The sequence below is a fragment of the Dysgonomonas sp. 216 genome, from assembly GCF_010501065.1.
In the GTDB taxonomy this organism is placed as follows: Bacteria; Bacteroidota; Bacteroidia; order Bacteroidales; family Dysgonomonadaceae; genus QVMM01.
Genome location: NZ_QVMM01000027.1, coordinates 1 through 26,248, shown reverse-complemented (window position 1 = coordinate 26,248; position 26,248 = coordinate 1). Strand labels below are relative to the sequence as shown.

The 26,248-nt window shown below is 38.5% G+C and carries 15 protein-coding genes and 1 tRNA gene; 5 read left to right on the top strand and 11 right to left on the bottom strand.

The features are described from left to right. Positions 1-109: 109 nt before the first annotated feature. The 8 genes from D0T53_RS12755 to D0T53_RS12720 all read right to left on the bottom strand — a co-directional run bounded on the left by D0T53_RS12755 (position 110) and on the right by D0T53_RS12720 (position 17,324). Entirely contained in the window at positions 110-652 is a 543-nt protein-coding gene (locus D0T53_RS12755; RefSeq protein WP_163268045.1) for a phBC6A51 family helix-turn-helix protein, read from the bottom strand. A gap of 72 nt (positions 653-724) precedes the next feature. Then, positions 725-1,528, bottom strand: coding sequence for a sialate O-acetylesterase (locus tag D0T53_RS12750; protein ID WP_163268502.1), 804 nt, complete (start codon positions 1,526-1,528; stop codon positions 725-727). Between the two features lie 138 nt (positions 1,529-1,666). Then, entirely contained in the window at positions 1,667-6,283 is a 4,617-nt protein-coding gene (locus D0T53_RS12745; protein WP_163268500.1) for an autotransporter-associated beta strand repeat-containing protein, read from the bottom strand. A 13-nt stretch (positions 6,284-6,296) separates the two neighbouring features. Then, positions 6,297-9,263, bottom strand: a complete 2,967-nt coding sequence (locus D0T53_RS12740) for a sugar-binding domain-containing protein (RefSeq protein ID WP_163268498.1) — start codon at positions 9,261-9,263, stop codon at positions 6,297-6,299. Between the two features lie 234 nt (positions 9,264-9,497). Continuing rightward, on the bottom strand, positions 9,498-13,376 hold the full coding sequence (locus D0T53_RS12735) for a two-component regulator propeller domain-containing protein (RefSeq protein WP_221411542.1): 3,879 nt from the start codon (positions 13,374-13,376) through the stop codon (positions 9,498-9,500). Positions 13,377-13,698: 322 nt separating this feature from the next. Further along, on the bottom strand, positions 13,699-14,847 hold the full coding sequence (galK, locus tag D0T53_RS12730) for a galactokinase (protein WP_163268494.1): 1,149 nt from the start codon (positions 14,845-14,847) through the stop codon (positions 13,699-13,701). A gap of 32 nt (positions 14,848-14,879) precedes the next feature. Beyond that, on the bottom strand, positions 14,880-16,205 hold the full coding sequence (locus D0T53_RS12725) for an MFS transporter (protein WP_163268492.1): 1,326 nt from the start codon (positions 16,203-16,205) through the stop codon (positions 14,880-14,882). Positions 16,206-16,244: 39 nt separating this feature from the next. Then, the gene (locus D0T53_RS12720) at positions 16,245-17,324 is read right to left on the bottom strand and encodes an aldose epimerase family protein (protein ID WP_163268490.1); all 1,080 of its coding nucleotides are present in this window, start codon (positions 17,322-17,324) and stop codon (positions 16,245-16,247) included. Positions 17,325-17,673: 349 nt separating this feature from the next. On the opposite strand from D0T53_RS12720, the gene D0T53_RS12715 reads away from it, so the two are divergent. Continuing rightward, complete coding sequence (locus D0T53_RS12715; protein WP_163268488.1) at positions 17,674-18,513, top strand: tetratricopeptide repeat protein; 840 nt, start codon at positions 17,674-17,676, stop codon at positions 18,511-18,513. On the opposite strand, the gene D0T53_RS12710 is transcribed toward D0T53_RS12715, so the two are convergent. The 3 genes from D0T53_RS12710 to D0T53_RS12700 are packed head-to-tail and all read right to left on the bottom strand — an operon-like array spanning position 18,503 to position 21,263. After that, positions 18,503-19,057, bottom strand: a complete 555-nt coding sequence (locus D0T53_RS12710; protein ID WP_163268487.1) for a 5-formyltetrahydrofolate cyclo-ligase — start codon at positions 19,055-19,057, stop codon at positions 18,503-18,505. The two genes, D0T53_RS12715 and D0T53_RS12710, sit on opposite strands and share 11 nt — an antisense overlap. A 10-nt stretch (positions 19,058-19,067) precedes the next feature. After that, positions 19,068-20,786: a S41 family peptidase gene (locus D0T53_RS12705; RefSeq protein ID WP_163268485.1), complete on the bottom strand. Its 1,719-nt coding sequence runs from the start codon at positions 20,784-20,786 to the stop codon at positions 19,068-19,070. Positions 20,787-20,816: 30 nt separating this feature from the next. Continuing rightward, complete coding sequence (locus D0T53_RS12700; protein WP_163268483.1) at positions 20,817-21,263, bottom strand: dCMP deaminase family protein; 447 nt, start codon at positions 21,261-21,263, stop codon at positions 20,817-20,819. 342 nt (positions 21,264-21,605) lie between these two features. Between D0T53_RS12700 and dapF the strand changes: the two genes are divergently transcribed. The 4 genes from dapF to D0T53_RS12680 all read left to right on the top strand — a co-directional run bounded on the left by dapF (position 21,606) and on the right by D0T53_RS12680 (position 26,184). Continuing rightward, positions 21,606-22,457, top strand: a complete 852-nt coding sequence (dapF, locus tag D0T53_RS12695; protein ID WP_163268481.1) for a diaminopimelate epimerase — start codon at positions 21,606-21,608, stop codon at positions 22,455-22,457. Between the two features lie 33 nt (positions 22,458-22,490). Beyond that, entirely contained in the window at positions 22,491-23,726 is a 1,236-nt protein-coding gene (locus D0T53_RS12690) for an LL-diaminopimelate aminotransferase (protein ID WP_163268479.1), read from the top strand. A 34-nt stretch (positions 23,727-23,760) separates the two neighbouring features. Further along, positions 23,761-25,947 (top strand): glutamine synthetase III, encoded by a 2,187-nt coding sequence (locus D0T53_RS12685; RefSeq protein WP_163268477.1) that lies wholly within the window; start codon positions 23,761-23,763, stop codon positions 25,945-25,947. A 152-nt stretch (positions 25,948-26,099) separates the two neighbouring features. Next, positions 26,100-26,184, top strand: a tRNA-Ser gene (locus D0T53_RS12680). The last annotated feature ends 64 nt before the right edge of the window (positions 26,185-26,248 follow it).

Here is a 26,248-nt window from a genome sequence, read left to right as displayed (position 1 = left end):
CGCAAAATGCCTTTTTGATTCCTTTTGCGGCATAGGGCAAAAGGAATGCAAGTGATCTTCGATCACGCGCAGTAGCGGCAGTTAAAAGAACGTTTTTCAAGCAATAAAACTACCCTTCGTAATCGTCGGGCATGGGCTGGTAAACGTAGTTGGGGTCGTTAAGGCGGCGGGGCAATTGTTCCATCTCCCATTTGGTTTCTTTGTCTACAACTTCTACAATGATGGGGCGACGGCTTGGCGAGTTCTCTTTTTCTTCTTTCTCCGCTTTTTCGCGACGTTCTTCACGCTCCATTTTCAGTATATGGGCAATGTCGGAGGCTTTTGGCTCGCAGTGTTTTTCGGTTACAATTATTTCTTTCAGTTCCATCTCTTCGGGGTCGAGTGGGGAAGGGACGTATTTCTTTTTCACTATTTTCTGGGTATAGCCTTCCATTTTTCGGCGCATGGCATTTCGTGCAAGTCGGTACAAGCGTTCCTGACGCTCTTCGATTGCTTCTTCAACAGCCTGAGCAAATTCGGGTTTGTTTTTCTTCCATTCGTAAAACGTTTCGCGGCTTATTTCTGCTGCATCGCACACGTTAGCAATCGACAGGTAATCTTCGGAGATAAGGATGCAAATTTTTTCTACTGTTTCGGGGGTGTACTTAGCCATAATTCTCGTGGTTTTAAATATTAGTTTTTACTTATAGATAAAACCCTCGAAAATTTTCAGGCAAGCTCCCTTTTATTTGTTATCCGAAACAATATATTTACTAAGTCGTTCTTTTACAATTTTATAAGCTTCGGCATAACGTTTACCGAGTTCCCTTAACGAGGGTGTATCAAAATGCGTTTGGTCGCCCCTATGGGTTAACCCTGCCGACGAAACACAATACCTGTTTATTTTTTTCTGAGCCAAACGATGATGAGTAGAATTTATATATAAACCTTTGTTATCGTCCAACGATCCTTTTGTTACAAAAAAGTGCCCCAATTCGCCTGTTATAACAGGGATAGTGTCGATGTCGATTGATAAATCGCGACTCAGATTGGCAAGCAAGGCTTCGAATTTTTCCTCATACTCGTTATATCTGTTACGGCTCGAATTGCTCTCTCCCTGATGCCATAGTATAGCTTTAAGGTTGCCCCTTTTCAGAGCCTCTTTAGTCCGTCTTATGGCATCGTCATACGGCATAAAGCCCGTACCCTTATCAAAAGCTTCGGGAACCCATAATTCTATTCGCGAGCCTCCTATGGCACACGGAATAAGTCCTATTACCCTGTCCTGCCCGCGTACTTCCATAGCAAATGTTGCTGCAAGCCCTGCTCCGGCAGCAGCCTTATCAAAATGAATAGGTTCGTGTGCCTGAACCCATTGGTCGTTTTTATCCATCATATATATGTTTTCGAGATTAAGCGGCTCGTCATCAATATCTCCGCGTCCCGCCATATTCGACTGCCCTATAAGTAGATATAAATCCATGTTTTGCTGGGCATTAACCAGTAATATTACCCCTAAGAAAAAGAAAAGACTTGTTATACGTTTCATGCTTTTATTTGGTATTATTTTAACCCCAAAAAATCGTCTATTATTTTACCCGATTCAGGGAAAACAAATATAATAAAAATCGGAATTTAAGTTTTTAAGCCTAAACCCCGATTTCAATCTATCAGGAAAATGAAATAGTTACTTTTTGATCACTTTATACACAGCCGATTTTCCTTCTTCCGATATTTTCACTAAATACATACCGCTGGCGTAGCTTTGCATATTCAGTTCACATATCGAATTAGCCGAATCTATTTGATCAATCTGTAATATTTGTGCAAACGAGTTTAATAATTCTACTTTAACCAATCCGTTCGCTTCGCCAACCGAAACATAACAGATGTCGTCAACCAATGTAGGATAAACTTTTACCGAAGCAATTTCTGTATCATTAACACCAACAGGAGCTAGCTTAACCGAAATTATCCCTTCGGTTATGCGCGATGTATCCCACATCAATCCTTCGCCCGGAATAGCTGGTACTATTTCGGTAAAATTGCCCGAAATTGTGCCTGTTACATTAAATATAGTATAACTGGCTCCGCTTTTATACGCACTGCCTAAGTTCTTCATTTCCAATGTACCGGAAAGCGTTAACGAGCCGCCAACCTTCAATACGTCATTCCGTGTTCCGTTTACTTTTATCACAACATTCGAACCATCTCTGAATGCAGCCGACGAGCCTAAGGATAGCGTACCAATAGAAGAATCTGATAAACCGGGCATAATTGCTCCACCGTTATTTACCGATACAACTCCCTGTATTGTACCTGTACCCAACAACATACTTGTTGAATTTACAATTACACCTCCCGAACCGGTTGCACTACCTGTGGTGTTTTTTGCAATTAAGCGTCCGCCATTTATAGTAGTTGTTCCCGTGTACTCATTTGCTGCCGATAAAGTTAACGATCCGGTTCCTCTTTTAACCAGTTTTCCGGTTCCACTACCAATAACTCCACTGTAAATTGTATTGCTCCCTTTATCGCCGATGTTATAAGTGTTTTTTCCATCGAGTTTACCCGAACCGCTTAGTCCGCCAAAAGTAATTGTACTTGCACCCGAAACACCGCCGCCGCCATTCGAAGCAACATATAATGTAGTTCCACTACCCAAATCTACGTCGGCATTAACTATATTACGCGCAGTTGCATTATTTAAACGAATATCCGATCCTGTAAATTTAATAGTTCCGGCAAACGCACTCCAATCTCCATTGAAATCGCTCCGCACATAGGGTACGTTGATAGTAATGGTTCCGCTACCTGTCAGTTTGTTTTCAAATCTCCAGCGCTGTGGAAGATTCCATGTTGCAGAAGCCCCCTCGGGCACATATATCTCGTTAGTGAACGGACCTACTGTGCTCGATGAATTATTATTATACATCTGTAAAATACCGCCTTCCATTGTAATTTTTGCGCTTCCCAACGATTTACTGTTCGCACTTACCGAAGCCATCGAAAGTATTCCATCTTTTACTGTAACATCTGTAAATGTGTTGTTACCCTGTAACGATAATGTTCCTTTACCTTTTAGTTCTAAGCCGATATTTGTACCTGTAATGTTTCCGCCAATTAACACACTTGTGTTTGCTGCCGGATTATTTACTGTAAGTTTACCTTCAACAGTCATATTGCGGTCGGTTGCCATTTGGGCAGTTGTTTGCAAAGTAGCATTTTTCATCACCCAATTACTCGCATCGGCCGACGAGGCACCAATCGAACTTGGTAAGCCTCCGTTTTTAAGCGAAGCTACTTCCAATATGCCATCCTCAAACTCAATACCTCCCGTAAAGGTGTTCTCCTCGGTTAATAACGACAATTTACCCGCACCAGTTTTCTTCACTCCGCTTGTGCCGCTGATAATACCATCGCCACTAATTGAATAGTCTTTTAGTTCGTTCGTAAATGTCAACCCGCCTACAGGCATTGTTTCGTTAACAACCAAATCTGTGGTTGCAATATCGCCAAAACTTGCCACTGCATCGCTAAACAACACATTGTCTCCGGGAACAAATATGTCGGAACGTTTAGCAGTCAGGTTTATGAAATTTTCTGTTTGAAAATCCCAAACATTACTTAAACCTCCCATCCAATTTACGTTTGTAGCTGTACGTGGTTCGCTTATTTCGAGCTTAACAGAGTTATCTTCTATTTTCAATACAAAAGGAATACCTTCCAAGCCTTTTACCTTAAAGTTTTCGGGCGTTGCGTTCGATGTTCCTGTATACGTAATCAATGTTAATGTTCCGGCAGTAATTGCAGTTACAGGATTTATTACAATTGAATGATTGGTGCCCGTAACATTAAAATTACCCTGAATTTCGACTAAGTCGCTTTTTTCGGCTTTTGTCTGGTCAACATCAAAGGCAAAGTTATTACGCCCCGGTAAGTCCAGATTACCAACAATTTTAAGTTTTCCTAATGTTCCGGCAACTCCCGGCTCAATACGTCCCCCTTCTACATTCAATCCTGTTTCAACAACAATACCTCCGTTTAAGGTAGCATTACCGCCAATAACAGCACGGGCATCGAGTTGCACTTTACTAGCCAATGTTCCGTTAACAAACAAACGTCCTTCCGATATGCGCGTAATTCCTGTATAATCGTAATCGCCATTGAATGTTACATCTCCCTGCAGAGATTTCACAACGTCCATCGATCCGGTAAATTTACCCGTTCCGTTAAAAGTATAATCTCCTCCTTTAGGATTTATCAACCATAAACGGCTGGGAGACATATTTCCGTTCAATGTATATGTACTGTTTCCGCCACGTATGTCAAACATAATGCTCTTTCCATCGGTATATGCTACATTGTTGTTATTATCATCAATCCAACCGCTTCCGTCGTAATACATATCGGCTTTTTGTATAGGAGAAACCGGAGCTGCGGGCATATCGGCCGCCATATAGAAATCTACGTCAGCTGTTTGATAGTATCCGCGAGTAGTAGTCTGACATCGGTATGCCGGATTTTGCATCAATGTATACTGACGAATAGGAGTTTCGTCCCACGTAGAAACAATAACAAAGCCTGTATTATTGGTTCTGGTGTATATTAATTCTTCTCTCCAATCGCCAAACAAATCGCCCCAAAATGCTGCACGCCCTCCATTGGGAGCCCTGAAATAATAAGAACCATTTCCATTATCTTCATGATATAAATTAACCTCCCGGCCAATAGATTTACTGGCTGTATTATACCTGTCGATAGTAGGGTTTTTATCGTTACCGGCAGACGATATATGACGGCGGGATAAATCGGCTCCCCACCATAATGCTTCGGAAGGGAAAGTACCTTTCGAATCGGTAAGTTTTCCTTTCGCATCATACATGGCATAGCCGTTCATTGTTGAGAAAAATTGTAACCCACGACGAGTAGGATCGAAAGCGGCACATGTACCACGACCCACATCGTTTACCGACGACATATAAAGTCCCTTAATGGTTTCGCCCGTTGCCGCATCAAAAATACCCATTCCCATTATATTGGATTGCTGGATAAAGAAATGCTCCAAGCCCGGACGGTCAGGATCGATATCGGCTAACACATGACGGTCGCCATGGTATACATTATCAGCATGATATAGCAAAGATCCGTCATCATCTATTGTATAACTACCTTCTACAATTTCGTCTTTACCGTCGCCATCAACATCGGCAACACGTACTTGGTGAAATTCGTATTGTGTACTTTCCAGATAGAAACGAGTCGACATTTTCAAATCCAATTTACCGTCGGCATAAGTCCATGCCGCATAAGCGCCGGTAAATCCGCCCGATGGCTGTCTGTTTTTATATTGATAAACAAGCGCCGGATTAATACCATCGAGATAAGCAATCATAAAATGCCCTGTAATATCTTTCCATTTATCAGACCGGGTGGTAGCTATTTCGTCGAAGAGAGGTAAGGATACTGTATCGATTAAGCAACCCGTTTCTCCGTCGAGAATGGCAACCCACTGCGGAGCCGATCCTGCACGACCCTTATAATTGGTAACCGTACCATCTTTTGCTGTAATAACCTGTCCGTCGGGGAAAGTTGTACCTTCACTTACGGCCATCAATACTTCGGCTTTACCATCGTTGTTCATATCATAAGCGGTAATCATAGCTGCTTGCCCCGAACCCGTCTTTAAGTTATAACCAAGATTTACACGCCACATAAATACCCCTTCACTAGTATAGGCTTCGATTCTGGCAGGAGTAAAATCTCCGGCTTCATCTTCGCTTTCGGCATCGTCAGCACCCTCTCCGTAATTCTGACGATCTAACACAAAATCGTATTTTCCGTCTCCATTCAGGTCTACAGGCCAACAAAATTTCATCGACATTGTAGGGAATCCCTGAGGAAAAGGCTCAAAATCGAAGTCTTTCACAATGCGGCTATATTTTGTTTTCCGTGTCAGATGAAATAACCCGGGCTCGTCTTGCTCAACCCCATTTACTACACTCTTTACCAGAAAGTATAGATTGCGGTTTGGAGCCAACGATGCCGTAAAATTCGTACTGTTGGTTATCGGTTCGCTGTTTAGCTTTACCGAAGTCGCAGCCGGACTTGTCTTATAATAAACATTATAAGCTATATCATCAGGATCGGTTGCAAAATGACGCCAAGATATATATATCTGATTCGAAGACTTGGCTATAGCGATTACACCGCGGTCCATTGTCTCCATTTTCCGCTGCCCCATTGTAGGCAATACACATGCCGAAAGGAACAGAAAGCACAAAATTATTCGTAATTGTTTCATTATCTTATAAATATTACTTATTTAATGTTTCTAAAAATTCAACTTCAACAATTCTCAGTTCGTTATTTGTCTTGTCCCCATCTTTTGCCTTGAAAAGATCCAACTCACCGGCTTGCGCTTCAACCACTTCGATTATTTGCCCGAAAGCATCGCTATCATGAGTGGCTCCCTTCAATCTGATTGTTATTTCATTTGTTCTCATAGGTTTAACCGACAAATGTACATATCCCAAACTTCTATCCGTATTTCCGCTCCATACAAGTTTGTCTCCGGCAAAAATTTCTAATGGGTAAGAGCGTTGTCTCCAACCTGTAAGTTTAATACAAATATCATCTATTTCGGCATAGCGATCCAGTTGGTAAGTAATCCATGCTGTACTTAATCTGCCATCGTTTCGCCACTCACTAAGTTCGTTGTCGTCGTAACTGTTAACCGTTGTTTCAGCATTTATTCCCGCCGTTGCGGATTTTATCCTTACATCCACTTTTTTATCAGTATACGATGGTGTTAACGGAGTTTCTCCGCGATCGAACCTACTTACCAGCTTTTCGGCAGGAAAGAATTTGCTTAATCCGTCCTTCACATCAACAGCAATAGAGTTGAAAGATATTTCCTGCGAACCAAGATTGTTGGCTTCGGCTCTAAGTGTGATTTTTCCCGCACTTGTCGACGGACGTATCATAACCCTTGTAATACCGCATTCGACAGGTAGTTCTTTTGCTAGCACATAATTATCCTCTGCCTGTGCAATTCCGCCACGCCACTCGGCAGGGCCTTGCAGGTCGAACTTTATCATGTGGTTTGCCAACGGGCAACGGTTTCCGTTTTCGTCAACAACTTCTACTTGCACCATTGCTACATCTGCGCCATCGGCATAAGTGCCTTCGGGGCCTTGCATCAAGGTCAGTTTAAGCCGTTTCGGGTCGCCCACTGTTTTGTGTGAATAACGGCTAAGTTCCTTACCGCTATCATCGTAGCTGACAGCTTCAATAGTTCCTTTTTCCCATTGTATATTATCGAATGTGAAAAGAAAATCATAATCGCGTTTACCAAAACCTTTGGACTTACCGTTTACAAACAGTTCTACTTTTTCGCCCGACGATACTACGTATACAGGCTTTACAATATTCGGTGTATAATTCCAATGACCTATAATATATGTACTATGGTTTTCTACATCAACCCATCCGTCCCACATCACTTTATGAGTGTAAAATCCGTCTTTCGGAATTCTTAACGGGTCTACAACTCCACTACGACGATAGTTTTCGGCTCCACGCGAATGTGTTTGTGTATCGGAAAATATTATTTTAGCTCCTCCCGAATTCACTCTGCGCCCCGTTCCCGGACGTTCGCGGTAAAAATCGTACCAGCGACGTATAAATTCAACAGCCAACATATCCTGATTCTGATTATATGCGCTGGCATCGGCGTTTTTATACAATGGCCCTTCGCCTTGCTTATGGAAAGGATAACTGTATTCGTCCCAGTATTTACGTAAACCTTCATCGCGACAATACTCTGTTTGTACCATAGGATGATGTTCACTTTTATTTACATAAAGCATCTCGCCGCCCCATTCAGCCTCACGGATATCAAGCATCTCGCGCGACCCGATTGCTCTTCCCCCATAGGGATCGTATTTATCGCGTATAGCTATCATTTCTACCATGTGCTCGCGGCTGATAGACTCGTTACCACACTCGTAGAATATAACACTCGGATTGTTTCTGAAATAGATAATTACATCGCGCATCAGCTCGGTTCGTTGTTCCCAACGCCTGCCTTCCACATCTCTCTCCGAATCTCCGGCAGGAAGCATTTGCATAACCCCTACCCTGTCGCACGATTCGGCATCTTGTTTCCAAGCAGCAACGTGCATCCAACGGAAAAAATTTGCATTGTGTTCAATCATTAAACCATTCGAATAATCGCTCATCCAAGGCGGAACCGATATCCCTACCCCCGGCCACTCGTTACTGGTGCGCTGCGCATAGCCTTTCATGTGAAGTACACGGTCGTTCAACCATATTTTACCCTCTCCGAAACGTGTTTTTCTGAATCCTGTGCGGGTAGTTACTTCATCAACTACCTTATTATTTACAATAAGTTTTGTTTTTACATCATATAGGTAACCATATCCCCAACTCCAGAAATGCAGGTTTTCGAGTTCAGCTGCAGCTTTTACCGTAACAGTTTCATTGGGCTTTATACTGGTTGGTTCTCCCCCAAAAGTACTTATCCGTTTTCCATCGTAATCAAAAACCTCTACTTCGTAATTCACATTCATAACTTTATTGTTTTCGTTACGAACCTCCGATTCGGCATTGATTACCGCCTTACGGCTTTCGGTGCGAATATCTGTTGCATATATATAAACCCCTGTTGTTTGCAGGTTACTATATAAAGGAAGTGTTTGATATAATTTGTCGGTTATATGCAACCATACATTTTTAGGAATACCTCCATAATTTGCGTTGAAATTACTGTCGTTCCACTGAAAACGGCTGCCTGTAGCCCGTTCTTTGTATTTCCAGTCGTTATCGCATCTGACTGCAATTACATTTTCTCCTCCGAAATTGAGGTACGGAGTAAGATCTAAACCAAAAGCCATCACACCATTTTCGTGCAATCCTACATGCTTTCCGTTCAGCCAAACATCGGCACCCATACGTACACCCTCGAATTCGATAAATACTTTCTTTCCTTTGGCTGTTTTAGGTAGTTTAAAATGTTTCCTATACCACGAAATGGTATCAGTCATATCTTTGATACTTACCTTAAAAGCTTCGTCTTCGTTGAAAGCATGAGGAAGAGTTATTTTCTTCCAATCTTTATCAGGATACCCTTTTGTTTCGGCACCTTTAAAGTCGCCTACATTTAATAGCCATTGCGAGTTGAAATTGTATTTTTCACGAGCATTGGCCCACATCGTTGCAGGCATTAAAACTAATAGTAATAGTAATTTAAAAATTTTCATGTTTATCCGGTATATAAAACTAATTTTATCGTCATACAAAATAAACGATTTAGCGTCCGGTCATATGGCTCTTATGTTGCAACACATTCAACAAATGTTGCAAAAACCACCCGATAACATGTTATTAGCTTGCTACTGTATAATGGTTAGTAAAATACATATAATGGAAATTTATACACATTATTTTACAGCTTGGCTTTGACAAACAAAATCAAATACAACCAATCCCCCCTATTATTTTTGATTATATTGTGTAGGCAACACACCAAACATCTTCTTAAACGATTTGGTAAAATAGCCCGGAGTATTAAACCCAACCATGTAAGCAACTTCCACAACTGTTAAGTTTCCTTCTTTTAATAATTCGGCAGCCTTTTTCAGCCGTATGCTCCTCACAAAGTCGGTTGGTGTTTGCCCTGTAATAGAATGAATTTTCCGATATAGGTTCGACCGACTCATTGCCATATCGTTACTCAAATCCTCGACGGAATATTCTGAATTACTAATATTAGACTCGATAAGCTCTAATGCTTTTTTCATTAATTTTTCATCTAACGACGATATAGTAATGTCTTTGGGGTTTACGTCTATTTCCGTTTCGAAAATCTGCTGACGTTGTACTTTCTGAACCATCAAATTTTCGATTCTCGACAAAAGTATTTCCCAATGAAAAGGTTTAGCTATATAGGCATCTGCCCCTTCTTCATATCCTCTTTTTTCATTCTCGATATTATCATTTGCTGTCAGAAGAATGATAGGAATATGAGATATCTTTATATTACTCTTAATTCTATGAATCAGTTCGATGCCATCTATTTCAGGCATCATCAGGTCGGTTATTATAATATCCGGTTCTATTTCCTGTGCTTTTTCTTCTCCATCCAATCCATTAGCGGCCTCGTAAACGGTGTAGAACTTACTTAATTCGTTGTTTAGATAAGTGCGAAATTCGTTATTATCTTCTACTATCAATATTTTCTTTTCGGAACCAATCACAGGTTGAAAATCAGATACCGCCTCGTGTGTTTGTTCTGTTACCGAATCCGAAATATTTTTATCGGGTTCTAAGTTTGTTGGTATATAAACAGAAAAGGTAGAGCCTTTGCCCAATTCGCTTCGGACTGAAATTTCTCCGCCATGCAGGTTTGCATATTCTTTTACTATATGTAGGCCAATGCCGCTACCTATTGCATTTTCTTGTCCGTCTACCTGATGAAATCGCTCGAAAATAGAAGAAAGTTCTTTTGCCGGAATTCCTTTTCCCGTGTCCGTTACAGATATAACAATATAGTTAATACCATTCCTCACATTCTCACTTACAGATAATAAAATGCTACCTCCTTCGTCCGTGAATTTTAAAGCGTTGGATAGCAAGTTATTAATCATCTTTCGTAACTTACTTGCATCGAAGAACATATAAAGAGATTCGACTTCCGATTGACAACCGAAATCCATATTTTTTTCTTCCGACGCCAGCTGAAAGTTTTCATAAACAGAGTATACAAACTCATTTATATCGCCTTTTGTAAGAGAGAGCGTTTCGCCTCCCATTTCAATTTTTCTGAAATCAAGTAATTGATTTACTAAGCTTAGCAGGTTTTGTGCATTCTTGTTGACCGATTCTAGTTGTTGCCTGATTTTTATATCCGAAACCTTTTTTATTATGCTTTCCAGAGGCGTAATAATCAGCGTTAAAGGTGTGCGTAGTTCGTGACTGACATTTGTAAAAAAACGGTATTTCATCTGAGATACCTGTTCTTCCATTAACTTTTGTTGTTTGTTGTTTTGCGATTGGATATATTTTTGAATAAACAGAATAACAATGGCGAAAAAAGCTAGTATATATACAGCATACGCCCACCATGTTTCGTACCATGCTGGTAGGCGTTGAATCGAAAAAGTTGCCGTATTCTTAGCCCATATACCGTTTCCGTCTGTAGCCTGTACCTCTATTTCGTAAAATCCTTTCGGAAGCCCTGCCAGATATATATTATTCTGCCCGACAGGCAGATAGTTCCAAAGAGTATCTTTTTTCTGACGGAAAGCATAACGGATTTTATGCGTATTTAATGGATCGAAAGTTGAAAAAAACAGCTCGATATTAGTCTCGTGCGGCTCTATTACTATATTTCTGCTATCACCGTCTAATATTTTTTGTACGTTGTTAATTTTGAGAGATGTTAAGCCAATTGACGACTCATTCTTGATAATTTTTTCGAACTGATTGGTAAATGTGAGAACCATAACGCCGCCTCTCCCTCCAACATGCATTTCTCCGTTTTTCCCCTTTTGTAGAGATAAAAAATTATCAAGAAAGATTGATGGATCGGAGCAGTTAATTAAATTAACTATCTGTGTTTCGGGATTGTATATAGTTATTTTTTGGTCTGTTAATATCCAGATATTTCCATTATCATCGGCAAGAAGATCAATTATTACATCGCCAATTAAACCACAGTTTTGAGTTTCAAGCACCAAGTTATTATTGTTGGGGTTGTAACTATAAACGTTTCCCTGTTGTGTGCCAATCCAAATCTTCTGATCGGAGGATGCTGTTAAAACCAAATAATTTTCCTTTGTGAAATGTTTAAAATCCCTTTTCCCATTACATATTTTCCAAAACCCTTCAGATTCTGTAGCAATATATATACTTCCGTCGTCCGACGAAAGTATGTCGTTTATAATGCCAACATCTTCATATATAACATCTAACTTTTCTTGTTTCAAATCGTATTTAAACAAGTTATAAGTAGTTCCAATCCATAAATTACCACGTCCGTCGTCATATAAGGCACGAATCCGTTCGTGAGGATCGGCAGGAATCGAGCATATTTCGGTTTCGGAAATGTGACTTCCATCGTACAGTGCCAATATTACTATCGAGTCGTGTACTACAACGAAAACCCCGTCATAATCGACCGATTTTTCAAAGAAAAACGAAACGCTTCTATTCCGGTTTTCATGTATCGACAAACTGTCGTTCTCAATGTCATAAACATATAAGCCTTGGCGTTTTTGCCTTATCCAATAATAATTTCCCTCATAAGATAGTTTTATAGGAGATGCATAAACACCAAATTCTTTCTTTACCGCATCCATTGGGTAATTAATAATCTTATTTGGCAAATACGAAACGATAAACGAATATGAGTCAGGATAAGTACCTGTTACCCAAAGGTTACCTAAGTGGTCGCAAATAACATTACTCAGCATCTTTTTTTCTTCCGACAGAAAGCCTGATGTATCGATAGATCGTAAGGTGTCGCATTCTGTTATTTCATAAACATATAAATTATCTGCTGTGGTAACCCAAATATTATGCCTTACACTATCCTGTGCTATACCATAAATTCTTTTTTTAGTCAAATCCTTATATCTGCTTGTAGCCAACTGCGCCACAAACATACGACTGACTTCTTTCTCGCGAGGATCGAAGCGAACAACACCGTTTCCCCAAGTACCTATCCAGTAATAGGGAGTTGTGGTATCTTTCATTATAAAAGTAGCAGGTCTTTTAAAAGGCCAAGGATATTGAATAAACTCGTCTGTTCGGGCATCGTACCTGAATAATCCACCCTTCAGTTGCACCATCCAGATTGCACCCTCATTATCTTCACAGATACTGTTTACCTCTTTTGAAGGACTTTCCGATTGTATGTCATACTTTTTAAGTCTTTCTCCCGATGCATTATAGCGAAATAAAAAACCTCCTGATGAAACCCATATCGATCCGTCGGAAGTTACGTCCATCATTTTTATCACCCATCCTTTTATTTCTTTGTCGGTAAGAGGTTTTATCTCATAACTCTCCTTATCGAGAATGTATACTCCTCTTTTTGTTCCAAACCATATTTTTTTCTCTCTGTCTTCGGTTATACTTGTTACACTGTTACTTTCTAATAAATCGGGGGTGTTAAAATCGGATCGAAATACATTTACCTGATATCCGTCGTCTCTACATAAACCTCCTTCGGTACCATACCATATATACCCTTCGGAGTCTTGAAATATACATTGTATTTCTTTTGTAGGAAGTTTATTTATATTGGGGAGTTCGGTCGAAATCCAATCCTGTGCTTTGCCCTGTAGTGCAAAACATATAAAAAAAAGCAAAAAAAAGCCTTTTATAGTGTTCCTCATATCCACCGATTCGCCTGTTAATTGTATTACAAAATAATAATTAATAGCATTATACAGAAACTTCTTTAGTTAAATTTGCAAATTTCCGATATTACCTCTCCCGCTCCTATCGACCACTAATGCGAAATTTTGATAGCATAACAAATGCATTTTTCAGTTTATAACAGTAGCAAATATATACTAATAATAAAGCTCGCGACATGTATAAATGTACAAAATACTATACAAAAAACCCGATGAATATAAATCCATCGGGTTTTTTATAATAATTTATTATTGTATCAATATCCAAACATTAACTTAGTTTACGTGCACCGTCTTTAATAACAACATCGTATACTTTAGGTTTAATCTTGAATTTTTGCTCGTAGCTATTCATTGCTCTTTCGATAAATGCATCGTGAAGCTCATCTTTCACAAGGTTGATTGTACAACCTCCGAAACCACCACCCATTACACGCGAACCTGTAACGCCACAAACACGGGCAATATCGTTCAAGTAGTCAAGTTCTGGGCAACTAACTTCATATTTACGGCTCAAGCCGATATGAGTTTCATACATTTTTTTACCTACGGTTTCGTAATCGCCAGCTTTCAATGCTTCGCAAGCATCCAATAGACGTTGAACTTCTTCGATAACAAATTCGGCACGAATATAATCTTCTGCACTCACTTCATTAGCAACTTCTTTCAACATATCTAAATTTGCATCGCGAAGGAATTCTACTTCAGGATGGTGTTTTCTTATAGCAGCAGCAACGGCCTCGCACGACTCACGACGTTTATTGTAAGCCGAAGAAGCTAATTCATGAGCTACACAAGTATTAACCAACACCAAACGATATCCTTTAGGATTGAATGGTACATATTCGTACTCGAGCGAACGGCAATCTAAACGAATCAAAGAACCTTCTTTACCAAAGCATGAAGCAAACTGATCCATAATACCACATTTTACACCTACATAGTTGTGCTCTGTAGCTTGTCCTATTTTTGCTAATTCGAAACGGTCGAAACCTAAGTTATACTGATCGTTGATAGCAAAGCCAAAACAACTTTCGAGAGCAGCCGATGAAGACATACCTGCACCTAAAGGCACATCGCCCGAAAACACAGTGTCAAAGCCTTCTACTTTAGCACCTCGTTTAATCATTTCGCGACAAACACCAAAAATGTATTTTGCCCAGCTTTTTGCAGGTAAATCGTTTTCTTCTAAACCAAACTCTGTTGACTCGCCCAAGTCAAGAGCATATGCTCTTACCTTGTTAGTTCCATTAGGTTTAATTTCGCAATACATTGCTTTATCAATTGCTCCCGGAAGAACAAATCCTGCATTATAATCAGTATGCTCACCTATTAAGTTTATACGACCGGGAGAAGTGTACAACGCACCTTCTGTCCCATATAAAGATTTAAATTTTTCTCTGATTTTTGTAGTATCCATAATTTATTTCTAAGTTAATAATGTATATAAAATTATTCAACAGGAATATCTGTATTTACGTTTTTGCTACCTATTAATGCATAGTATAACAGGTATATAAGTCCAGCTAATGGCACAAAATACGAAACCATATAAGTACTCATATCGGCAACCCAACTTTGGAATAAAGGTAAAATACCTCCACCAACTACCATCATCATAAAGATGCCTGATGCTGCGTTTGTATATTTTCCTAAACCTTCGGTTGCAAGGTTGAATATACCTCCCCACATAATAGAAGTACATAAACCACATAGTACTAAAAGTAATGCGCTAAGAGGTACAAGTGTCATTGCAAACGACGATCCGGTAAATACCGGCATAGAAACCGTAAGATCGACAGGAGAGAATATTGCACCTAAAACTAAAAGGATACCAATACCCGAAGCTGTTGTTAACATAGCCTTTGTTGATACTTTACCTCCAATAGCTCCACCAAGGAAACGACCAACAAGCATTAAGAACCAATATGTTCCAGCTACGAACCCACCAATAGTTGCAGCATTGGCAGGATCTAACCCGGCTCCTTTGTCCGATGTATTAGACAAGAAAAAGTTTAATGTTCCGGGAATACCGATCTCGATACCTACATAAATAAATATACCGATAACACCTAATTTCAGGTGACGGAAACTCCAAGGGCTATGCTCATTTTTAACTTCCAGATTTTGTACTTTTCCCACATTAGGATCGGCAATCGGAATAAAAGATAGAATTATAAATGCTGCTGCAAATACACCCATTGCTATAAATAAAACAGGGTTAACATCGGTTATAGCAGTGTTCACTGTTACCGAACCAATTAAAGCTCCAACTAACATTGGAGTTATTGTTCCAGCTAAAGAGTTGAACGAGCCTCCAATTTGAAGAAGGCGATTACCTTTGTTACCACCACCACCTAATAGGTTAAGCATAGGGTTAACAACTGTATTTAGCATACATACCGAAAATCCTGCAATGAATGCACCTAAAAGATAAACATAAAAATTTAATGGTAGGGTAAATAATGTAAAGCCTTCGGAAACTACGCCCGAAAGAAACTGAACAAATACCCCGATAAAACCTACTGCAATTGCAGCTAATGCCGTTTTTTTGTATCCTATTTTAGTTAGTAGTTTTCCTGCAGGTATACCCATAAACAAGTAAGCTGCAAAGTTCATTAAGTTACCAAGCATTCCTAAAAAGTTTGAGCCTTCGAACTTATTACTCCAGATAACACCAATAGGTGCTGCGAGATTGGTTACAAACGAGATCATTGCAAACAGAAAGATCATCGTAACAATGGCAATTACATTGCCATTTTGTTTTTGCTGTGACATAAATGAATTGAATTAGGTTATTAATATTAGATTATTACATTATTTTTTAGTTGAAAACTTGTAGATAGTTTTACTTTCAAACTTTTCTCCGGGTTTTAAAATTACAGTCGGGTAATCAGGTTTATTTATACTATCGGGATAGTGTTGTGTTTCGAAACACACTGCACTCTGAGCCGGATATCTCTGTCCTTGTTTAGCAACAAAGTTTCCTGTCATCCAGTTTCCTGTATAAACCTGTACTCCCGGTTCTGTAGTGTAAGTATCTAGCACAATGCCGGTTTTTGGAGAATAACAAGTTAATGCCAAATCTCCTTCTTTTTTATTCATTATAAATGTATGATCGTACCCTCTACCAAAAATTAGTGGTTCGAAATCTTCATTTATCCTTTCACCTATTTCATGAGGTGTAGTGAAATCCATAGGAGTACCCACAACTTTTTCGGGTTTTCCGTAAGGAATAGAAGTTTCGTCGGCAGGTAAAAACTCATCAGCATACATTTTTAACACATGGTCGGCAATGCTAGGATCTCCTGCACCCGACAAATTGAAGTATGAATGATTAGTAAGGTTTATAATTGTGGTTTTATCGGTTGTTGCTTCGTAAGCTATATCCAAAGCATTATCGTCAGTCAATTTATAAATAATCTTTGTCGAAAGATTACCGGGAAAACCTTCTTCACCATCAACCGACAGATATGTTAACTCTACAGTTTGAGCATCGGTTTGTTTCGCATCCCAAACTACTGAATTAAATCCCTTTATACCTCCGTGCAGATTATTAGGGCCATTGTTAACGGCTAAAGTATATTCCTTGCCTTCAAGTGTAAACTTGCCGTTTGCTATACGGTTGGCAGTACGTCCGCATACAGCACCAAAATAAGGCTCTTCCGATTTCAGATATTCAGCAATAGTATCGTGTCCTAAAACAACATCTACTAATTTACCCGATTTATCGGGAACCATTAATGATACCACTTTGGCACCATAGTTTGTTACTGTTATTTCAGCACCCGATTTATTAACTAAAACAAAAAGTTCCACTTTCTTTCCGTCTACCTCTGCATTAAAATCTTGAGGATTTAATCCGGATTTTGTTTTCTGTGGTTTTTCAAAATTCATAATTAGGTAATATTTTAAAGTTATTCGTTAGAAATTATTTTCATGGCAAACTCCTTTTGTTTTCACAATAAGGTATTATCTGCATTAAATAAAAAACCAGCTAAAGTTAGTACTTTATATGATATAAACATTCTATTTATCCACCAAAAAATCACAAAATACAGTCAAAAAAGTACAATAAAATGCTAAAATAACCGATTTATATATTATATGAAACTTAATTACTATGCCATGTGACGAATGTGGTAACAAAAATAAACATAGTTTCATTATCTTTAGTTATACACAAGTTTTTCGACAAAAGAATAGTTATACTTTTGCACAAGTAATATTTATATATGCATATATTATGTCGAAATTTGTAATTTTCATTGCACTGGTAAGTTTTAGTTTAAATATTATAGCCCAAGATCAAACTTACGAAGAACTTGTAAGTCGTGCTATAGATTATCAGGAAGCTCAAGATTATGTAGCTGCCGAGCAAGTTCTGAAAGAAGCCATGCGCAAAGAGCCGGCCAACCCTGGCAATACATTATTATTATCGAACCTTGGAACTATTCAGCGTATACTTGGGAAAAAGGACGAAGCTCTCATTTCATACTCCATTGCATTGGGCAGGCATCCTAACGCTGTGTTTGTTTTACAAAACAGAGCTGCATTGTATTGCGACATAGACAGCATAAATCTGGCACTGCAAGATTACAACCTGATATTATCAATCGACAAAGAAAATATTGATGCATTGTATAGCCGTGGACTTATTCAACTAAACAAAAAAAACTATCTGGCCGCCGAAAGCGATTTTGAACAGATAAAAACAATAGAGCCTAATAATTTAAATGCAAATATGGGATTGGCTCTAATAGTTAAACAACAGGGTAACTGGAAAAAAGCTGAAGAATTATACTCGGATCTTATCTATGATTATAAGACCAACGATCAGCTATACCTAAACAGGGCCGAATGCTATTTAGAACTCCAGAAGCTAGCCAGAACGCAGGAAGATTTGAACAAAGCGGCAAACTACGGAAACAACTCTCCTTTTTTATATATACTGAAAGGGCGCTTAAAATTATTGCAATACGACAACAACGCTGCAAAAGAATATTTTCTTAAAGCGCAGGACTTAGGTGCTAATAAATTATTGATTGATGATTATCTGAAATTATGCCGGAGTTCTACCAAATAAGGTCATTCTCGGATACTATCATATCCATTTTCACATCGTTTTTATCAAACGGAATACTATTCAGCAATTGAAAATCGAAACAAACCCCTACTTTTAAAGCCTTCAATTTAGGAAGAAAGCGGTCGTAATAGCCTTTGCCTCGTCCCATACGATTCAGTTTGCGATCAAAAGCTACACCCGGCACAATAATCATATCTATTTTATCGTATTCGACAAAAGCCTTACCTTCGGGTTCTTTTATTCCATAATCCGAAACAACAAATTTCTTATCTGCTTCGTATTTTACAAATTGTAAATCATTGCCTGTCACAACAGGTAAAAAAAATTGTTTTTCTTTTGCCCATCGGTTTATAAAATCTAAAGTAGACACTTCGTCGCTAAGGCTATTATATATAAATATATTTTGGGCATCCTGAAAAGTTCCTGTTATTTCTAACACAGAAAACACCTCTGCCGATTTATTCTGCAAATCGAGAGGTGTAAATTCCTTTTTCTGACGAAAAATATCTTTCCTTAGTTTATCTTTAGCTGTCTCCTTCCCCACTCTATATATATCAACTTATGTTCTCTCTGCGCAAGAAGGGCAATTGAATAAAATCCTGAGGCAAAACACCCAACTGTAGTGCTGAAGATAAATATCCTTTAGTTTTCACATTTTCGGGCAATGCTTTATTTTTATTTACAAGATCGACGGCTCTTTTCAGCACAATATCATCGCGCAATAAAACCTGATAATAGCCATCATCCCCAAATATATTTCTTACAATATACGCTTCCATTTGAGTCTGCATCAATGTACGCGATTCGTTTATCAGATAAGGCCGTTGACGGATACCCTTAGATTCGGCATAACTTACTAAATTAAGAACCAAAGGTTGTTTCTGAAGATGAGAAGATAACTCTTGCCAGTTTTTAAACTTACTTAGTCTCTCTCTATGCATATCTGTGTACATAAACGAATATTCATATATTAATCCCTGATTAGCTACACGGGTATAATATGAATTTACACCAACAGTATCGCGGGGAATAAATATATCAGGCATAATACCATCATCTCCGTACACAGGACGCCCTCCAACGGTATGGAAAAGTGGATAATTTTCCAATTTTATACTATCTTCCGAATCGAACTCTCCACGTTGAAAACGCCTTAAAATATCCTGATTGTAATCATCCGAATTACCCCGTTCGTATGCTTTTTGTATACATCTGCCCGATGGAGTATGGTACCGGGCCACAGTTAAACGCAGTGCCGACTTATCTTTAAATTGTCTTTGCCCCTGCACTAAACCTTTACCAAACGAACGACGTCCTATAATAAGTCCTCTATCATTATCCTGAATAGCACCCGCAAATATTTCGCTGGCCGAAGCACTACCTTCGTCAATTAAAACCACAATCTGATCGGTTTTGCATGCACCCGACTGTTTAGCTAAATAATCCTGACGAGGGAAAGCCCGTCCTTCGGTATAAACAACTAATTGATTTCCAGCCAAAAATTCGCCCACCATGTCTATTGCCGCATTCAAATATCCTCCTGTATTCTGACGAAGATCTATCACAAACGACTCGCATTGTTGATTTTTAAGCTTTGATATAGCTGAAATAAATTCCGAATATGTAGTACTTCCAAACTTGTTTACTTTTATATAACCAACTTTATCGGATGCCACAAAAGATACATCTACGGTATTTACAGGTATGCTGGCTCTTGTAACTTTTATATCTACAATACCCTGACTAGACAGCCGCTTCACACCCAACTTTACCGAGGTGCCTGTTTTTCCCCTCAATTGGCGCATTACCTTTTCGTTAGTCATACTATTTCCGGCAAACAAACTATCGTTCACATATACAATTCTATCTCCGGCTCTTACTCCGGCCGCTTCAGATGGACCGCCCTGAATTATAGAAACAACCACAACTGTATCGCGTTGCATTATAAACTGAACCCCTATTCCACTGAAATGCCCTTCTAAATCATCGCCTACAATTTCCATATCTTTAGCCGAGATATAAACAGAGTGCGGATCCAGTCCTGCAATTATTTCGGGAATTGCGTCTTCTACCAGCTCTTGAATATCAACAGTATCAACATATGCATCATTTATATATTCAAGAATTGCTTCCAACTTGTCTCCCCTATTAAATAAGCTTCGCCTCGAATTAAAATTAGAAAACACATTACCTATAAGTATACCTATGGCTATACCCAAAGTAATCCACAAAGGCAACCAAACCGAGGTATTTTTTCTTTTATATGATCTCATTAAAATGTTATATAATTTTATATTTTTAATTTATATCGTTTGCTTAATGTCTTCTTTGTTTAAGGAAACAACTTCAATCCCGGCTCTTTTCAGCAGCTCGCATCCATCCGTCTTCGTATATAATTCATTATAAACAACCCTTTTTATTCCTGCCTGAATAATAAGTTTCGCACATTCGATACACGGAGAAGATGTTACATACATAGTTGCACCAAAACTACTATTATGCGAACAGGCTACTTTTGTTATAGCATTTGCTTCGGCATGTAAAACATATGGTTTCGTTATATTGTTTTCATCTTCACAAATATTTTCGAATCCCGAAGGCGTTCCGTTATATCCGTCCGAAATAATCATCTTATCTTTTACAATTAATGCCCCAACCTGTCGACGCTTGCAATATGAATTTTCGGCCCAAATGGCAGCCATTCTCAAATAGCGGTTGTCTAACAATAATTGTTTTTCTTTATCATCCATATTCGACATTACTTTTCAACGTCCAAATTTACGTAATAAAACCAATTATGCCCAATAGATAAAAAAAATAATATCAAATTCACTTATATAATTCAATAGATTTGTATTTTTAGATAAATGTCAATAAAAATCTTCCTTTTTTGAATGTGGTCAACATTAAGGCTATAATTCTGACTATATGAACGCATATTTAAGATATCGAAAACAAAAAGATTATTTATATGGTGTAAAACAAAAAAAATGTACAATTTCTCTTGTAAAATACGAATTTTTGTATGAAATTTGTATCATCAAATATAAAAGAGTCAGAAATAGATTGTTTTTTACTCAAAACAGTTAAAAATGAGAAAGCTAAAATTCACCAAAATGCAAGGAGCCGGAAACGACTATATTTACATAAATGGATTTATGCAAGATATTCAGGACCGGAGCAAAGCAGCCTTGGATTTTAGCAATCGGAATTTTGGGATTGGATCAGATGGATTGGTTTTTATTCTACCATCAGATATAGCAGATTTCAGAATGCAAATGTTCAACTCCGACGGATCGGAAGCCGAGATGTGCGGAAATGCAACCCGATGTGTAGGTAAATACGTATACGACAACAAACTAACGCAAAAGAAAGAGATAACCCTCGAAACCAAAGCCGGAATAAAACATATAACATTATTGGATGGTGATGAATATTGTCGTAAAGTTATCGTTGATATGGGAGAACCTATCCTCGACCCTCAACTTATTCCTGTAACTATCGATCAGCAATCGGCATTAGACTACCCTATTGATATTGATGAAAAAACATGGAGGATTTCATGTGTATCGATGGGCAACCCCCATGCTGTTATATTTACAAAAAATATCGATAAGCTTGACTTAGCTACCTTAGGGCCTAAGTTCGAACATCATCCTATCTTTCCGAAAAAGACTAATACAGAGTTTGTCGAAGTATTAGACAGAAACACAATAAATATGAGAGTATGGGAGCGCGGAGCCGGCGAAACCTTGGCTTGCGGTACAGGTGCTTGTGCATCTGCCGTAGCTGCTGTACTCAACAACCTGTGCGACAGAAAAGTTAAAGTACACCTTTTAGGTGGAGACCTGGATATAGAATGGAATGAGAAAAACAATCATATATATATGACCGGAGAAGCCGTTACCGTCTTCGACGGCGAAATATATATAAATGAAAAATAAGCAACAAAGGGAGATTAAAACAAAAAAGAGAAAATGGCATTAATAAACGAAAACTACACAAAACTACCCGGTAGTTACCTGTTCTCTGAAATAGCACGCAAAGTAAACGAATTTAAAGCAGCTACTCCTGCAGCAAACATCATCCGGTTAGGAATCGGAGATGTAACAAAACCACTTCCCGAAGCCTCAATTGAAGCCTTGCATAAGGCTGTGGACGAAATGGCGTCTAACGAAACATTCAGAGGATATGGCCCCGAACAAGGTTATGATTTTCTTGTAAACTCCATTATCGAAAACGACTACAAAATATACGGATTAGATATACAGCCCAACGAATTGTTTGTCAGCGACGGATCGAAGAGCGATACAGGTAACATTGGCGATATTTTAGGCACTGATAATATTATTACAATTACAGATCCTGTATATCCTGTTTACGTTGATACTAATGTAATGGCAGGAAGAGCCGGCGATTTAGGAAATGATGGCAAATGGAATAAAATTGTATATTTGCCATGTACATCCGAAAACGAATTTGTTCCGTCTTTGCCTACGTCGAAGGCAGATATTATATATTTATGTTATCCGAACAATCCGACAGGTACGACTTTAACTAAAGAACAATTGAAGATATGGGTTGATTATGCAATTAAAAATAAATCCATTATATTATTCGATGGCGCATACGAAGCATATATTACCGAAGATAATGTACCCCATAGTATCTACGAAATTGAAGGTGCAAAAAAAGTTGCTATCGAATTTCGTAGTTTTTCTAAAACAGCCGGATTTACAGGTACAAGATGCGCCTATACTGTTGTTCCTAAAGAATTGATGGGATACACTAGTAAAGGAGAAGCAGTTTCTTTAAATAAATTATGGAACCGTCGTCATACAACTAAATTCAACGGAGTTCCTTATATTATACAGCGTGCAGCTGAGGCTTGTTATTCGCCTGAAGGGAAAAAACAAGTAAAAGCTACTATCGAATATTATTTAAATAACGCGAAAATTATCCGTGAGGGTTTATCTGCTCAAGGCTTAAAAGTTTATGGAGGAATAAATTCCCCTTATATATGGGTTAAAACTCCAAATGGGATGACATCGTGGGAATTTTTTGATTACTTGCTTCACGAATTAAATATAGTAGGTACTCCCGGTGTAGGATTTGGACCTAGTGGCGAAGGGTATCTACGCTTAACAGCATTCGGATCTCTTGAAAATACTATAGAAGCGATATCACGTTTAAAAAACATTTCAATAAAATAATAAAGCAAAAATAAATACATTAATACTCAAAATTATGTCAAAGTTACGTTTTCAAGCTGTTGCAGCAGCATCTAACAAAAAACCTGTAGAGGTTGACAAGCCCTCAGGAAAGGCATCTGACTATTACGGCTGTAAGGTTTTTAACCGAAAGGCTATGAGCCAATATTTATCAAAAGAAACTTTTAAAGCGATAAGCAAAGTTATTGATAAAGGCGAACCTATCGACAGAGGCATAGCTGAACATATAGCAGCAGGAATGCGCATGTGGGCTCTCGAAAACGGAGCTACTCACTATACTCACTGGTTTCACCCACTGACTGATGGAACGGCCGAAAAACATGATGCTTTTGTTGAACACGATAGCAATGGCGGACTTATCGAAGAATTCAGCGGAAAACTTTTGGCACAACAAGAGCCCGATGCTTCAAGTTTTCCTTCGGGTGGTTTACGTAACACTTTTGAAGCTCGTGGATATTCTGCCTGGGACCCAACATCTCCGGCATTTATAATTGGCGATACATTATGTATTCCTACAATATTTATATCATACACAGGTGAAGCTCTTGACTATAAAACTCCTCTGTTAAAATCGATATCTGCTGTAACTAATGCTGCTTTAGAAGTTGGGCGTTATTTCAATGAAGACATAAAGAAGGTTTATTCCAACCTTGGATGGGAACAAGAGTATTTTCTGGTCGATGAAGATTTATTTGTAGCACGTCCCGACCTTGCTCTTACCGGGCGCACACTGATGAGTCACGAAAGTTCTAAAAATCAACAATTGGAAGACCACTATTTCGGTTCTATACCTCAACGAGTGCTAAAGTTTATGGAAGAACTTGAGTACGAATCTTATGCGTTAGGTATTCCGGTAAAAACCCGTCACAACGAGGTTGCTCCTAACCAGTTTGAGTTGGCTCCTATATACGAAGAATGTAATCTGGCAGTCGACCATAATCTGCTTGTTATGTCATTGATGGATAAAGTTGCCCGTCGTCATTCTTTCCGCATATTATTGCACGAAAAGCCTTTTAAAGGAATCAATGGATCGGGGAAACATAACAACTGGTCTTTAACTACGGACAATGGTATAAATTTTCTTTCGCCGGGTAAAGACAAAGTTGAAAATTTACGTTTCATTACCTTTATGGTAAACATTTTAATGGCTGTTTACAAAAACAATGGTTTGCTTAAAGCATCTATATCTTCGGCTACAAATGCCCATCGTTTAGGAGCTAACGAAGCTCCTCCTGCCATCATATCTGTATTTTTAGGGTCACAAGTAAGCGATATATTAGATAAGTTTGAAAACAGTTCGGTTAAAGATGCAATCGTTGTTGACGAGAAAAAACAAATAAGTCTTGGCGTTGGTCAGATACCGGAAATTCTTCTTGATAATACCGATCGTAACCGTACATCGCCATTCGCTTTTACGGGTAACCGTTTCGAGTTCCGTGCAGTTGGATCATCTGCAAACTGTGCATCTGCTATGACTGCTCTTAATGCTTCTGTGGCTGAACAGCTGAGAGAATTTAAAAATGAAGTTGACGGACTCATTAATAGCGGTAAATCGAAAGAAGAAGCTTTATATGAAATTCTGAAAAAATACATAAAAGAATCGCGTCCTATTCGCTTTAACGGCAATGGATATAGTGATGAATGGAAAATAGAAGCTGCTAAAAGAGGTCTGGACTGCGAAACAAATGTTCCTGTTATTTATGACAGTTACACATCGAAACAAAGCATTAAAACATTTGCAGGTATCCTTTCCGAAGTAGAGCTCCATGCTCGTAATGAAGTAAAATGGGAAACTTACACTAAAAAGATTCAAATTGAATCACGTGTTCTGGGAGACCTAGCCTTGAATCACATTATTCCTGTTGCAATTTCATATCAGTCAATATTACTCTCAAATGTGTCTAAATTGCAAAAGATATACACTGATCAGGTTAAATTCAAAGAAATGGCAGATGAACAACTTCGTTTGATTGAAAAAATTTCAATCCACGTTAATGCTGTTAACGCAAAAGTTCACGAAATGATTGATGCTCGTAAAATAGCAAACAATATAGAAAGCGAGCGAGAAAAAGCTGTTGAATATCATGATAATGTCGCTCCTTATTTGGACGAGATTCGTTATCACATTGATAAACTTGAACTTATTGTTGACAATGAAATGTGGCCTTTAGCCAAATACAGAGAGTTGTTGTTTATTCGATAAATATATTAATTATTAAGTCTTGGCTTGAAAATCTGAGACTTAATAATTTAATCTCATAAAAAGCAAAAAAAAGTATTTCATTGTTTTTTTGTTTCAAAAAAAATAAATATCTTTGCAACGCTTTTGAGGAAAAGCACAGAGTTTAAAGCTCTGGAGAGATGGCAGAGTGGTCGATTGCGGCGGTCTTGAAAACCGTTGAAGTGCGAGCTTCCGGGGGTTCGAATCCCTCTCTCTCCGCTGAGTAATATAAGGGAAAACGGTTTAAAACGCTGTTTTCCCTTTTTTAATACCTTCAAAACAG